The sequence below is a fragment of the Photorhabdus bodei genome (assembly GCF_003287735.1).
Classification (GTDB): domain Bacteria; phylum Pseudomonadota; class Gammaproteobacteria; order Enterobacterales; family Enterobacteriaceae; genus Photorhabdus; species Photorhabdus kayaii.
Genome location: NZ_NSCM01000018.1, coordinates 21,823 through 37,093 on the forward strand (window position 1 = coordinate 21,823; position 15,271 = coordinate 37,093).

5 protein-coding genes are annotated in these 15,271 nt (G+C 40.3%); 3 read left to right on the forward strand and 2 right to left on the reverse strand.

The window, feature by feature from the left end; genetic code table 11:
* The first annotated feature begins 672 nt into the window (after nt 1–672).
* Nucleotides 673–1,584 carry a LysR family transcriptional regulator gene (locus CKY02_RS12225; RefSeq protein WP_275658217.1) on the forward strand — a complete coding sequence of 304 codons (912 nt, stop codon included), beginning with the start codon at nt 673–675 and terminating at the stop codon, nt 1,582–1,584.
* A 200-nt stretch (nt 1,585–1,784) separates the two neighbouring features.
* Here the strand turns inward: CKY02_RS12225 and CKY02_RS12230 are convergent, their stop codons facing one another.
* On the reverse strand, nt 1,785–4,601 hold the full coding sequence (locus CKY02_RS12230) for an RHS repeat domain-containing protein (RefSeq protein WP_112895491.1): 2,817 nt from the start codon (nt 4,599–4,601) through the stop codon (nt 1,785–1,787).
* A 143-nt stretch (nt 4,602–4,744) separates the two neighbouring features.
* Nucleotides 4,745–11,938: a Tc toxin subunit A-related protein gene (locus tag CKY02_RS12235; protein ID WP_112895492.1), complete on the reverse strand. Its 7,194-nt coding sequence runs from the start codon at nt 11,936–11,938 to the stop codon at nt 4,745–4,747.
* Between the two features lie 670 nt (nt 11,939–12,608).
* Between CKY02_RS12235 and CKY02_RS12240 the strand changes: the two genes are divergently transcribed.
* Nucleotides 12,609–14,531, forward strand: a complete 1,923-nt coding sequence (locus CKY02_RS12240; RefSeq protein WP_112895493.1) for a lipase family protein — start codon at nt 12,609–12,611, stop codon at nt 14,529–14,531.
* Nucleotides 14,528–15,271, forward strand: coding sequence for a hypothetical protein (locus tag CKY02_RS12245; protein ID WP_112895494.1), 744 nt, complete (start codon nt 14,528–14,530; stop codon nt 15,269–15,271). Before CKY02_RS12240 ends, CKY02_RS12245 begins: the two co-directional genes overlap by 4 nt.

Genomic DNA, 15,271 nt, shown 5'->3' on the forward strand with positions numbered 1-15,271 from the left:
ATAAAGTAAATGAAACAGCCTTGTTGCTTTTACATCATGGATCAATAAAGAGAGTGATTCCGTTCCATCGGAAGAAGGGATAATCAAAGATAGGTTTTGAGAAATCGCTGAGATAATAGTTTGCGAATGAAAAATAGACCTAATCTTGATCTCTCGGAGAATCACTATCTCACTGTTTTCTTTAAATAGCTGTTGCAAAAAAAGCAGATGCGAAATTTGCAACTGACTTGCTAATAAGCGTTGAATGGAAATGGCACTCTGTCGTTCACATAATGAACTGTGCGAGAAGGGTAAAGTTCAGTGATGGTGAATATAGATTATGTAATTTAATTGATGTTAAATATGTGATTATTTTATGTTGAACATTATGAGTGTTTTTACAACCAATTGAAATATTTAATTAAATTGTTAATGTTGCCTGTTTTTTCTTAATAATAACATGTGGTGTTTATTTAAAAATATTATTGTGATGTAAGGGTGAATTACGTTTATTTTGCAACAATAATAAAAAATGTTTGATAACTGCTAAGAATAAAGATGATAAAACTCAATCTCAGTTAATGCATATTTCAATGTTAAATAATGCAAAGAAGAAAAGTTGTTGTAATGTTTCATTGTTAATATTCCATTCTATCTCGGATGGAACAATTAATTAGAATAGAAGGATATATGATGCTATTTTGTTCAAAGCACTTGAAATATTTTATGGAATCGGCGAAAAGAGAGTCATTCACTTTAGCAGCGGATACGCTTTGTATTACTCCTTCCCCCCTAAGTAGGATCATATATCAATTGGAGCAACGTGTGGGCTGTCAATTGTTTGAAAGATTGCCGGGAAGGACTAAATTGACTGACGAAGGGATGGCCTTATATCAGGAGCTATTGCCGTGTTATGAGAGAATTCAACGAGTTGAGGATAATTGGCATTATCGTAGAAACGGGAGATTAGTGAACGCCGGCAAACTTATTATTGGGACCAGTGGAGAATATATTAATAAAATTTCGGCAGTGATAAAAAGAGCGGTGCAACGTTATCATTATCGTGATATTTACATAAAAAACAATTTTCTGGTTGATGATTCAGCAAGAAAAGAGGCAATATTTTCTTCTTTAATGAAAGAAGATATAACCGTCTATGTGACGACTGAACATTATCCTGACAACGATGATATTATAAGAATAGATGGAACTTATCAGGTGCTGCGTCTTGCTATCGCTAATGATATTTTAGGATCGGAAAATCATGCTGATGATATTATATCCACATTGCCTTTGGCTCAGCATAATAGTGCTTTCTTGAAACAATGTGACGGCCTTACTCCACTGAATTGTCTACCTAAGTACCAAAATTTAACTTTGCTAACTGTTCCTGATTTTACTCATCGGTTGGATTTAGTGAGATCAGGTATCGCGATAAGTTTAATGACACCTAATGAAGTGCTTTGTTCTGCTGATATTGATAAAGGTATTGCCTTTTTAAATTTTAAATCGTATCCAACACCATTAGTGAAATATTGTGCTTATACTCTCAGACATAAATATAAAGAGCCATTGAATTTACTTATTTCTGATTTAATTATTTAGAAATAGATTAAATGGATAGATTGCAGAAGGTTTTGTTAATTGTTTTATAGCTAGAATATTTATTTTTATGTAATTAAAATAAGTAAGAAAATTATTAGGTAAATTTCTTCTTATGGTTTTCGGTAAAATTATTAAATCCCCTAAAATATTTTTTAGGGGATTTTCTATTACTATATTAATTAATGGCTATTTTATCCAACTCAATTTTCTCTGGATGACGTCAAGTTGCCTGTATAAGTATTACGTACATTCCTATGAGTGGCAGCAGATTGATTAATATCTTGTAATAATACATAGGTATCTCTACCTTGATGTTTCATTGAAATAACCTCGAACGGTGTTTCTCTGGGGAATAGTATTTCTGCTTGTCCCGCTTCTGGTCCATTGGCTCTTATTTTCAATTTTTCAACAAAGCTTTTCCTCGAATCATCTAAATCCATTTTAAATACTTTCTCCGCACTTTCGTTATTATACTTAGATTTTGCTGCCACATTGACACCTGCATTGGTTAAAAATGCCATTTTGACATATCGAGTTTCACTGGTTTCTTTTTTATGCACAAAATTCAGAAAACCACGATGGGCCGATGTTGATAAATAAGCATTATCTGAAACGATATCACCAACGTTGATGCTATTTCCTTCCTGTGGAGAGTGCCAAGGTGAGGGGGTGGAATTATCCACATAGGTCATCACTCGATAAGTTACCCGCATTTGTCTATCTTGCAGGGCAGATAATGAGGAATCTAAATCTTTCACTATCGATGTAATACTGTTTTCTCTTATTGCAGTATTAATTTGCGAGCTATCCGTGGTGTAATCTTTAATTGGGCTAGTATCTACACCGGGATTGTTGGTCAATAATTGATGGGCTTCTTGCTCTGTTTGGGCAGCGATAGCTCTTTGGCGTTTGAAAGTTTGAGGTTTCGCCATTTTTTTATAAACGGCTTCTTCCATTCCTGTAAAGGAACCCTGTTTTATTATCGCTTCTTCTGTTCTGTTAGCCGGAGATAATCCCTGAACATCAAATTGTGTCACCGGATTATTTCTCACCATGCGATATAAATTCAGCCCATCAATTGTTCCGGCCGGGTCCGCACTTAACCATCTGCCTGCCCACGGTTGGTAATAACGGTAGCCGTAATAATACAGCCCGGTAGCATCACGCTCTTTACCTGAATAGCGAATGGTTTTATAGCTAGATTCAATTTGATTCCTTGCTGCCCACAGTGCTGTACCGCCAAATGGATAATATTCTTCCTCACTGATAATTTGTCCTTCGCTATCTAATTCAAGTTGGCTGGAACCAATAAGATTATCGTAGCTGTAACGAAGTTGATTGTTGTTGATATCTTCGGGTTTTCCGCTCTCCCAATGTAATACCCGGACTTGCGCACGACCAGCTTTACCGAGTGTGATAACTTGCAAATATTCCGTGGTAGTGCTGCCATGTTGTGTTGTGCGTAGTTCTAGCCCCGGCAGATAAGTGACTCTTTGCTGTTGCGCGATATTCTGAGTTTGTTGTTCATTCACTTTTAGCTGTCGTGTGCCGTTGCTATCGTAGCGATACCACTCATTTCCTGCGCTACTGTTGACTTGTTTCAATTCGCCTCGCGGTGTCCATATTAGAACTTGACCGGATAATAAGTTGGTTTGATGGCCTCCCGCATCAAATAAGGCATCAACTTGGGTTGGATCTTCGGTCAGTGTGCTGAGTACCGCACGGTTGCTGTAATTAGAAACCGTTATATTCGCCGTGTAGTTATTTTGCGTGGCAGGTGAACTATGCTGAATTTTCATCAAATTGCCGCCACGGTCATAACTATAGGTACGAGTATAGTTAGTGTAGGTGTTGTTATCAGCAGGTAGCGCAGGAGAGGGAAGCTGGTTATTTTGCTGACCAATATTGGCCATTTCACGCCCGGTGGCACTGATAAGCTGATACAGAGAATCATAGGTATAGCTATTCTCCGGGACCACTTTCTGATTACGCCAAAAGCGGGTAGCTTCCGCATCGTTACGGATATTGATCACATTGCCTACTGGATCATATTGATAGCGTAGGTCTTGCAACACCTTAGCGTCTGATGGACGGCGAGTGGTAATGCCGATAAGCCGCTGAGTTTCCGGTTCATAGCTGTATTCGGTGATAACCCCGTTACCGTGCTCTTCGCGTAATTTTTGTCCGGCGGCGGAGTAGGTCAGCGATTTGATAATCACTTGTTCGGCCTGACCTTTTAATGTTAACCAACAACCTTTTAACTGCCCGGCCACATCATAGGCTTGCCGCTGAATGTTGCCTTTGGCATCGGTTTGGCTAAGTAAAGCCCCGGAGGCATCGGTTCTATTTTGGGTGGTATAGACATCACTACTCAGTTTTTGCGGCCAGAGGCTTTGGTCTTCACCTGTCCAATCGGCATCTTGGTTATCGACGAGCAGTTGCTGAGATTGTGATAAAACGGCGCCGGTCAGGGCAAGGCTGTTGAGTTGAGTGAGCCCTGCGGTATCGTAATGGCGGACACACTGACCAGCAAGGTTGTGTTCTTTTTCCTGCGGCGTATTGCCGGCCCAGATAAGGCGCTCGGTCGTTTTCTCTTCTGTCTGTGCTTGTTCGGTGATAGCGAGCAGGCGACCGGGTAGGGTGTTATCTTCATAAAGGTGGTTTTGGCGGACACCGGTTGCGTTGATGGTTAATACCGGGCGACCTTCAATATCGTTGAGGGTAATTGTTCTGCCTGCATCGATGCTCTCTGTTCGCAGGATATTGCCGGTCAAATTATGCAGCCAGATAAAATTCGGTTGTACGGCGTTGTTAGTCTGTTTGGCGTCATACAGGCGAGGATCAATGCTTTGGTTCAAATATCCGCCGGCATTATATTGATGGCGGGTAATACGGGTATCGGTATTTGTTTCTGCGGTAGCGCGGTGAAAACTAATATTACGGATAGCGAGTCCACGGTTATCGTGAACACTGACGGTGGGCGTATGGTGATAAAGTTTTGGGTCAATGTTTTTCATCATTTACTTCCTTTGTTATGTTAATTGAATTCAGTCCTTTTACATAATAAGGATAATTTTTCTATTGAGGTAATTGAAATAACGTTGGTACGTAAAATGATTTCTAATGACAGGCCCTGATTAGGGCCTGTTGCAGGTGATGGTTATTCGAGAATAGTGTAACGAATGTGCAGAATAATATCGGTCAGCATCTGTAATATGGTTTTTTGTTTACTGGTGGCATTGGGGAAACTTAGCGTTAATGTCCCCTTGTCATTAATATCGATCCCTTCAAACGGTAGGAATTTGCCATCGTTGAAATCGAGCTGAAACTGACCGTTGTCATTCAGGCCGTGGGAGAGCGCCAAGGCTTTACAACCTTTAGCTAAGCCGGTGGCGTCGCCACCATAAGACAGAACAGCTTGAACATCTTGATATGGTCCCAATAGTGCCGGTAAGGAGACACTAATTTGTTTAATGCGGCGTGTTTTGCCTAACTGCATGTCATCTGGGTAATCATCTTTGAGTTTCAGGTCTTGCAGGGTTAGTGTCGCGGATAGCGTATTGCTGGTTAATTTCAATTGATTGCCGTCGTTACCGGCGGCAGTCTCTTTACCTCCTTGTAGCAACGCTTCAATTTTATCTTTCAAAGCAAAGCTTTTTTCCCCTAAGGATTGGTACACCTGCGCCAGAGAAACCGTGCGTTCCACTTCCAGTGCACGTTGCTCTTGTTTCAGATGGGCATCTTCCATTTGTGCCAGATTTAACATTAGAGTTTCACCAGCGAGCAGGCCAGCATAGGTTCCTTGCCAGGCTCCCGGTTTAATAAAGCGTGCAGAGGAATCGTTAGTTTCCCAACGGTAAGCTTGTTCTGCCATCAGACAACGGGCGACGACTAAATCGTAAAATTGGAAATAAATGGCAGCTAACCGACCACGTAACCAGTTGTATAGCGCTTGATTGCTGAATTTTCGTTGCAGGAAGGCCAGTTGTGCTTGAGTTTGTTCCTGTTGGGTTTTCAGGCTGGTTTTCTGTAATACGGCTGCTTCGCGGCGTACCGTTAGCGATTTGAGTTGAGCATCGATTTGTTTCATCTCTGCTTCGGCATTATTACGCTGGATTTCCCACTCTTGACGGCGACGGCGCCATATTTCAGATTGAGAGACTTTCTCCGCTTCAATTAATAGACCGTCTGCGGCGATCCCGCCACCAATAGCAATGGCATTGGCAATTGCTCCAAAGCGCGTTCCCCCGACCGCAAAGCCGTAGATATTGGGTACCATCTCCAGTGCGGCGGCAGCCATGTGCAAACCTTTCAATCCGCTGGTAATACTTTGGGAAGCTATTCGCATATCCAGAGCTTGACGTTCACCGGCGTTGACATCTTCGTCGTATAATTTGCTGTAGTTATCAAAGCGCGATTGTGCCCCGGCTTTGGATTTTTCCAGCACGGTTTTTTCAGTGTCTATTTCTTCAATGGTTTTGTCCTGAATGCTGAGCGTCGTTAATATCAGCTCTTTGGCTTGATTTTGCAGCAGAGCATTTAGGGCCTCAGCATCTTGGCGTTCAATAATATTTTGCAACGTGGAGCCGAACTGTGTGAGTTGAGCGACCATGCTGCGGGCATTTTCTAACATATGCGGGAAGCGCCACAGGGACATAAATGGTTGTGGAAGCGAGCCTCCTCCCTGAGACGTAGCAACGGCGGCGCTGAGTAACGCTTTCGGATCGGCCGGTGTGGCATACATCGGCAGATAGAGCGGTTGACCATCGATGGAGAGATTATGACGCAAGTTATACAGGCGCAGTTCCAGTTTGTTCCAGTAGCTCAACATAACGTCGTTGATTTGTGGCAGGAAAAGATCGGTCAGGGTATTCGCGGAGCGCAATAATAATGCTGGTGTTTGCGTGCCTTGTCGTAGGGTGGTTATTGCGTAGGAATATGCTTTTTGTGTGGTCGTGTCTGCGGCATTGTCCAGACGTGGATTGTTCCATGCAGAACTCAACGGCAGATAGGGTTTATCGCCCAACAGGTGCAGTGCCTGCATATACCACATTTTGGCCTCATTCAGCGTATCCCGCTCCAGTTGGCGATAGGCGTGATCGCCACGAGCCATCAGCAGATCGAGAGTGCGCATAAAGGTGGCCACTTTGTAGTGCATGGGATCGTGCTGTGCCACCGCATCGGGATCGACGGAATCCAAAGGATCACTGTTCCAACTGGTATTTTCCAGTAACGGGCGCACATTCCAGTGGTAGTTTTTAATTTGACCTCGAACAATATAACCGGATGGGCTCCAGACATATTTTAGCCAACGGTTAGCTTCATCGAAGTTTTGTTCATGTAGCAAACGTTGAGCAACCAGCATCGGGGTATAGTAGAACAGTTCCCAGAAATAGAGGCTGTTAGCGCCGCAGAAATCCATAGGATCCGTATAATGGGATAGAATAGAAACATCAAAGAAGCCTTTATATTTTATAATTCCTTTTGTTTCACCATATTGAGTCGTTGCTGAGTCATAATTGGCATCATTAATTAGAATAAATTTCTTTTGAATTTCATTGAAATAGAAGAAAGCGGGTTCCCAGGTACCTTGATAGAATACTTTGTTGTATTCAACCCCTAATTTAACGCCTTCATTGGTATAAAATTGTTGCTCATAAGGGACAAAAAGAATAACATTGGTTTCGGTGTCAGCCAATATTCCTTGGTAATATGGCCGCATTGCAGTATTACCGTCAATATTCCCTATGTAAATTTTAAACTGGCGCTTATTACCATGTGTGTTTTGATCGTATTTAGGGAGAGTAAATTTAACATAAAAGCCTTTACCTAACTGTGGTTCTTGAATATTCTGAGTTTCCATACTTAGAATCGTATCAATACCCGTAGTGGCGCGTTCAACTAATTGGCGAGCAAATAGGGTATTAAGACGAACGCGATAGGCTCCCCATTGCATATATTGAGCGCCATTCTTGTCATGAAAAAGCGTTAGAGCATTATCGGTTTTAACCTTTTGGATAACAGGGATATTGAAAATTTCATAACCCAATTTGCGTCCATCATCTGCCAGTGCGGTAAAAGTGACATCAATACTGGCTGAATTGTTAGTAAAATTCAGATTAGAGCCATCTATTTCGAGAGCATTAAATTGGTAACACATTTCTTCAAAGCTAGGTGATGGTTGAACGGAGACATCTTTATTCGCTGTAAGAGAGTATTCTTTGCCAGCGTTGATTGTGATTTGAACCTTTTCAGAAGAGATTGCTGTGTTGATATCTACTGGCCCTGAGACATCAGTAGCAGTCCCTTTGTGATCAGTCATATAGATGTATTGCTTAAGATCATCCGGTTTATTCAGAGAATCTTCTACATAATCATCACCAATGGTTTCATCGTCCTTGTTAAGAGAGCGTCCAGCTCCAGGAATCCAAGCTCCTACTTTAGATGAATAATTTGTGTCTCGGTGGAATAGTAGTCTCCCTTGATTGAGATCACTAGCGTTTCTACTATATTGATAGACCGGGTAAAACATGAATTTATTTGATGAGTTATTCGGATTGATTCCCAAACTGGTATAAATAATAAATTTATCTCCCAGTTTTCCATATTTCTTCATTAGCTCGCATTGAATACGTTCTCGTCCTTCTTTTCCCTCATGAATTATTCTTAATTTCGGTGAAATCTTGATTTTTAAATCACTTGATGCAACTTCATAGTTGATAACTATATTACCGCCATATACTTGGCTCAGATTATATTCCCCCCAATCATGGCTGTTGCTATGATTGATCAATGAAGGAATTTCATAATCCTCTGCATATCGGTTATTTATTCTTATGACGCTATTAGTATCAGAATTAGTATCGAAATGTGTATAACCGTTATCTCGATAAGAGTTGCATTGCTCATTGGTCATCTCTTTGGAAGACATATCGGAGAAAATATAAAATCCTTGCATTGGAGAAGTTTTATAATCGTCCAATTTCTCTTTTTTTCTATAAAACATTACCAGTAGTGTATCTTCCCCTTGATAACCTGCGCAATAGAGTCCGGGAGCTTGAGATTTTGCCAGTTCTAATGCTGATATTTTGCTATTCACATCAAAGGCTATTGGTGTATTCCAGGTACCATCATAACGAATATGAGCCAATTTTAATTCATAGTAATAGTCAGTAATGACTTTATTATCTTTATCTTGTTTAGCTATTTCCTTTTGTTCCAGCCAAATCAGATATAAGCGGGATTTATAGATAACTGGGCGAATGGTGCTTTGGTAGGGATTAATTGCGCAGTCAATTTTGTGCCATTCACTCCAGGCATTAGCAGCGAATTTACCATCGTTGAATTTACTGTGATCGACGCTGCGCCAGTAATATTGATTAACTTCTGTTTTGCTGTGTCCAATAAAGTAGGTCAGCCCTTGGTTATTATTAACATTGTCATGATAAGCACTAATGACTTCCAAATTAGCGACTTGTTCAAACGAGGTCAGGTAAGATTTAAATGCATCTTCTACCGTATTGGCATTTAATTGGCTCTGGCTGACAGATTGCAATAGCGTATCCATCATTTTTGTTTGTCCAATACGCATTGTCGGGTCGATATAATTTTCGGGATAGTAAGCTAATTGTGAAACGCCAGCCCAAGTGCTGTAGCGTTTATTATATTTATCCCAATCGATAAAAAATTGACGAGTAATAACATCAGAAATGGCATGGGTTTCTATATTTTCCAGTGCCCGGTTGACGTACAATTGAATACTGGCAATGGCTTCGGCAATGCGTGTGGTTTTTATTGCAGCAGAAACTTGGTTATCAATGAGTAAATATTGGTACAAATCGTCACGGCTTTTAATTGCTGCTGCCCGGTTAGCAATCTTGCCAATATAATAGTTGCTTAATGCAGTACTGCGAGATTCGTCCAGAAATGCGTGTAGAGTATTCATTTGTTGAGTGTCTAACCCGGCAGTTAATACCATAACTGCGTTTTCCCATTGGGAATAGGTCGGTGTTTTTTGAGACGGTTGTATATAATCCAATGCTATCAGGGATGAAATACCCTGCGGGGAGATATTAAAATCATTTGCTACATTGGTCCATTGCAGAATAATGTCGATGGATTGCCAATTGGAGAATGTATTTTCTTTAGTCACCTGCTTATAATTTTGTGCCTGAATACTGGCTTGTTCCAGTAAATTAGCATCAAGGTTCATGGCATTAGCCAGTTGTTCTGCGGTTAAAGTTTTATTTTCAAAAGCGGTTAGAATAGGAGAGGCTTTTTCACCTAGTGTGTTAACCCAATTAGCAAAGCGGGTTAGGATGATTAATGTTGGTGCATTATGGGCTGGTGTCGCTTTATCAGGTTCATCAGAAATGCCAAAAATGGTTGGTTGTTCTATGAACAGGCGGAAAGCGTTTTCATTAATACCGGAAGAACGATAAATCATTGTTAATTGTGCCAGACAGTGACAGTACTGAATAATTTGTTCCTGCATTTCTGGTGGTTTTGATAATTCTGAAATGTCTTTATTTTGTAACCAGTTCCAGAATTTTTTTGCCGTTATTTTATTTTCGCTTGGTTTTATCTTATCAGCCCAGAGAAGAATAGAATGTGCGACATTTTCAGACGGTAATTGTAGCGTTGCGGCAATATAAGGTGCTATGGCAGCCAGAAGATCTGTTTTCTCTTTGTCAAAATTTTGCAAACCATTGTAGACCGTATTTAGTAAGTTTCGAATTTCAGGCGTTAGCGTTTTGTCATAGTTGGTGGTAGTCATTAAAAATAACTGATAGACACTCCACTTTTGTGTATGCAACCAATCGCTTAGGGTATCGAGTTTGTTAATCAGTTCCTGTAAGTTTTCATCATCAATTGTATAGAGATCTCTCTTATCTTCACCGATAGTCATCAGTAACAAATACAGTTCATCAATCGTTAATTGATGAATATCGGCCAGTAGTTTAGTCATATAAAGATTGGAAAGATTATTTATATTATTAGCAATTTTTCCATCTTTATTTTCATGATTAGCAATATGGAGCAATCGATAAAGAGAAATATCATCGACATTAAAAGCACGTTTAAGTACTGTTTTGTGCCAATTATTGGTGCTATTCAGATTTAAGTCAATGTCGGTATTTCCAACAGCAAAATATTGCCCGTTGAGTGGTGGGGTATTAAATAGGCGATCAAATTGGCTAGGTTGATTACGATAGGAATGCTGTGAAATAGGTGCGTTACATAGTATTAAGGCAGTTTCAGTATCAATGTTGTATTTCTTCATATAGTATTTAACTAGAAAGATTTTTCCTAAGACCGTTGGGTTAATACTCTGTTCTGGAACAATTTCATCTATTTTTAAAAATGGCAGGTTTACGGCTCGTGATAATAAAATAATTTTATTGATTTTTAGTAAATGTATTTTCTGAGTGTTGAGTTCATTATCTGGATATTTGTGAATAAATTGGCTGAGTTCTTCATCACTCAAATTATAATAACTTTTCAGATATTCTGGCATTGCCAGCCAGGTAGAGTCAATATCGCCAAAATTCTTTTTATAAATTTCCTCTGCATTAGCCTCGGTAATCTCTTCCGTCAGGAGATTAAACAATTCCGGCGAGATAGAGTTATCAATCCCTAATAGTGAAGCTTGATGCATTAATTCAGCAACAGCGGGTGATTTCTGAAATTGCTCAAGTTGAGGATCTTGTAATTGGATAGCTTTACGCACATTTTCGTAAGCATCATGATAAGGTATCGTACCGGAAGGACGGAAAGTGGATAACATTTCCATCACTTTAGTATCGCTGTCCAGATTAGACTTATTAGCTTTAATTCCTTTCAACAAAATTTCATTAGACAGAGAAAGCGTGGAAAGCTCGGTGTCCATATTTTTCTGATTGAGCTCCATTGATTGGAGATCTGGTCGGCGTTCATCCAGATGATAAACAGAGTCGCTGGCATGTAAATTACGTGCTTCACGATAGAGTTCAGTTAAATAAGCGGCGGGGGAGAACATAGAGGAAACTGAACCCGGGGCCACATATTGGCTGGCTCGGCTACCGAATTCATTATTGTAGCCTCGCAATTCAGCATGAGGGAGGGTAATACCGAGGTGTACTGCGTTTTGCAACTGCGGGTTAGCGCGTTTGAGAATACGTGCTTCATATAATTGATTCTCTTTTTGTTCCTGTTGTGCATCACGATATAAGCGATTGGTCTCTGACCAGGAGAGATGATCAGAGACTTGCTGGCGGAATTCATTAAAAGAATAGTGGCAAATATCGGTCAGACAATTAATACCACATTGGCTTTGTAATACATCAGGTATCTCTTTATTCACGTATGCGTTCATGTTTATTCCTTTTAAATCATAAGGTAAATGAAACATCCGTGTGATCTCTGTACCATTGATACAATAAAAGAATGATTCCGTTCTATGGGAAGATGAGGATAATCACTATGTCACTGTTTTCTTCAAATAGCTGTTGCAAAAAAAGCAGCCGCAAAATTTGCAATTGGTTTTTGATTAAATCTGGATGTGGAAAATCAGTAAAGGTCAGTTTTTTTTATATATCGTGGACTGCTTCTTTTGGGAATGGGGTATTTTGTCATTGCATCCGTCATTATATTTACAATAACTTAATCTTTTGTTGAATTTGTAACACTTCCTTACAAAATCTACTTTTTGTAAATTAAGAAAATGAAAATTTTTCTTGCTATTTGATGATGATTTAATAATCATAACTTAAGTTCCATCATATTAGACAGTATGAAGGACCTTTCAACTCCTGTTCCCTTATTCAAAGGGATTAATCGATGGGAATATATTTCGTCTTCCTGTCGTTCAACTTGCTATTACTCACGGCATAAGCGGTGTTTCTTATCTGTGGTAATAGGATTTTTACTATCTTGTTTCTTTAGTGATGCAATCAATCACGGCTATTCCTGACAGGATATTTATGCTGATGAAGGTGATTGATATCCGGGCGGGGAAATAACGTTAAAAGAAGGAAGTAAAACTAATGGCTATATCAGATCCACGCTTATGCTTTGATTGTAAACGGTTTCTGAAAAACTGGGTGGAATTTCAGTTGGTGGATGAACAGGGAAAGCCGCTGGTTAACATGCCTTATCGCCTGATCAGTCACGGAACCCCAGGTTATGTGCGCCAAGGGAAAACCGATGGTTTTGGTGTGCTCAGAGAAGAGGAGTTGTTGCCTCATCCGGTGACGCTATATATTGATGCTCAGCCGCTAGCCGATGAGATGGAACAGCGTCCGTTGCGGGAAATACGCGGTGAAGAGGCTTCGGTAGTAAAACCAAAAGCAGAAGCCGAAGGCCATCAATATCGCTATGTGACTATCGGGCAGATTAGTGATGGGTTGCCGGTGATTAAAGATTGGAAAGATTCTAAAGATATTCCACCGCCTTATCATTTCCCGGACCCGGAACCAAAAGGCTATCAGGTTCATCCGTTAAATCGCCGGTATGTACTGGAAGTATGTCCTTTCCGGGCTTGGGTTTTATTGTTGCATCATCAGAAAGAGTATTCCATTGTGAATGCTTATAACCAGTGTTTGATGAGCGTGCTGGCTTATGCCGGTAAGGATGTTGATGTTGAAGGTTCTGTACTTCACTTTTTTAACCGGCAAATGGTCGATGTCTCGAAGCTGCCTTATCGGGTGGAAAAAATGTCAGCAACGCCTGTAGTTTATGATGTGCCGTTCAGTGAACGTTATACCCGGATAATGTTTATTGATTCAAAAACGGCAGACAATAAACAGGGTGATACCCGACTGTTTTATATCGCCAGCAACAGTGATGTTCTTGTTAGCTGGCGGGGCACAGCCAGTCTGACGAATGACCTGACTGATATTACCTTCCAGCCGTTAAGTTTGAGTTGCGATGATGAAAAAGCCCTGTGCAGCGGGTTTATTCACCGTGGCAAAGTTCATAAAGGATTTTGGGATGCATTCAGTTTGGTTGGGAAGTTAAAAGTCCCTGGTGAGAAAACTAAAGAAGTATTCAGCGATATTCTGGATTTGGCTACAAGAAAAAGGTTATTTATCTGTGGTCACAGTCTGGGAGGTGCATTGGCATTACTGCACAGTGCACAATTGAAAGAATACCATCCCTGTCTCTACAGTTACGGGATGCCAAGAACATTAACCCGCAGTGCAGTACAGGAATTATCTTCTATTATCCATTTTCGTCATGTTAATGAAAATGACCCCATTCCTTTGGTGCCCTTTGAACAGGATATGGATAATGTTTTCTTCAATTACTGGACGTTGGCGGGGTATGACTGGGAAATCATGAAATTATTGTCACCCTCACCGATTATTCAGGCAATTAAGCAGGCGACAGCCAGTAAAGAAATTTATCTTCATCATGGCAAAGTGATTCATTTTTTAAAAGCCAGTGCCTGCCCGGAATGGCTGATTGCCGCCAGTAATGTGTCACTGATAACCAGATTGAGTGCAGAGGAAATATTAAGTAATACGACAAAACTGTATTTAATTCCTGAGCTGGATAAAGAAACAGAACACTTTTTCTCTCAGGCCGGTGAACAACAAAATGCCCTGTTTAATCAGCTAAGCCCGCAAGAGCAGGATAAACTGTTTGATGAAAATAAAAATCCTGAATTAAAAGATAGAGTAAGTATTCTTAATCACAGTTCATATAAATATGCCGGTTATATTGATGCACGTCTTAAAGAGTTATGTGAACCGGATAAAATGACGGCTTATCAGGACAGTCAGCGTCAATTTAAGGAGAAAATGGATGTTTATAAGAGACTGATACCCGATGCTGTTTACTACCGTAATCTCTGTTTTCTGGAAATGGATAAACAGTTAATAAAATCATTGGCCGTCAGTCAGCAAGAAGAAAAAGGGAAACTGGCTTTACAGTACTACTGCGATGATAAGGAACTTTCAGTATGAGGATATTCAAAATCACACTGTCATTATTACTATTATCTTTTATTTACTGGTCGATGGGCGATACCTTTTTTAACTGGCTATTTCCCTTTTCATCTAAGGGGCCGTGGATAACAGTGGAAGGCGTCATGCCGAAATACACCGAGCCGTATGTAGCGGCAAGGTATATCTCAAAATCTTGTCTTGAATATGAGTTTGATGCGGGTATGTCACCTCATAAAGTACCGACTCATAATGTTCTTTACCGAGAGGTAACTACTGATCCCCAAACCGGTTATTTTCAGACGAAATTGCCTTTTAGTGGCGGAGGTTGGTGTAAATGGAAAATTGAGCAGGCTTATGTATCGGCGAATTATACCGATGTCAGTCACCTGGTGAAAGATGCTGTACCCTATTCGGGGACAGGTTTAACCGCTTTTATCAACGATGCCGAACGAGAAATTTACTCTGAAGCCTCTGAGACGCGCGCAGTGAATACTATAGACTACAGACCGGTTATTTACCCTGTTTTGAAAATGGTTGAGGGACGTCCAAACAGAGTTTCCTTACTGGGTGTAGTGGATTCGTTTCCTTTTCGGCTAAAATTAATTCCAGGAGCGGAATGGAAAATCACTTTTAAACCTAAACTGGATGAAACTAAAATGCCGAAAGTTATAGTAACTAGGAAAGGTGAATGGGTTGAATATCCCGGAGGACATATTGAAATCAATACCCAAATGGCAGATACCCGTTACATAAAGTAA

Excerpts from the sequence above, each read along its gene's own strand:
- CKY02_RS12245 (WP_112895494.1), top strand. The coding sequence starts at position 14,528 with ATGAGGATATTCAAAATCACACTGTCATTATTACTATTATCTTTTATT.
- CKY02_RS12230 (WP_112895491.1), bottom strand. The coding sequence starts at position 4,601 with ATGAAAAACATTGACCCAAAACTTTATCACCATACGCCCACCGTCAGT.
- CKY02_RS12235 (WP_112895492.1), bottom strand. The coding sequence starts at position 11,938 with ATGAACGCATACGTGAATAAAGAGATACCTGATGTATTACAAAGCCAA.
- CKY02_RS12240 (WP_112895493.1), top strand. The coding sequence starts at position 12,609 with ATGGCTATATCAGATCCACGCTTATGCTTTGATTGTAAACGGTTTCTG.
- CKY02_RS12225 (WP_275658217.1), top strand. The coding sequence starts at position 673 with ATGCTATTTTGTTCAAAGCACTTGAAATATTTTATGGAATCGGCGAAA.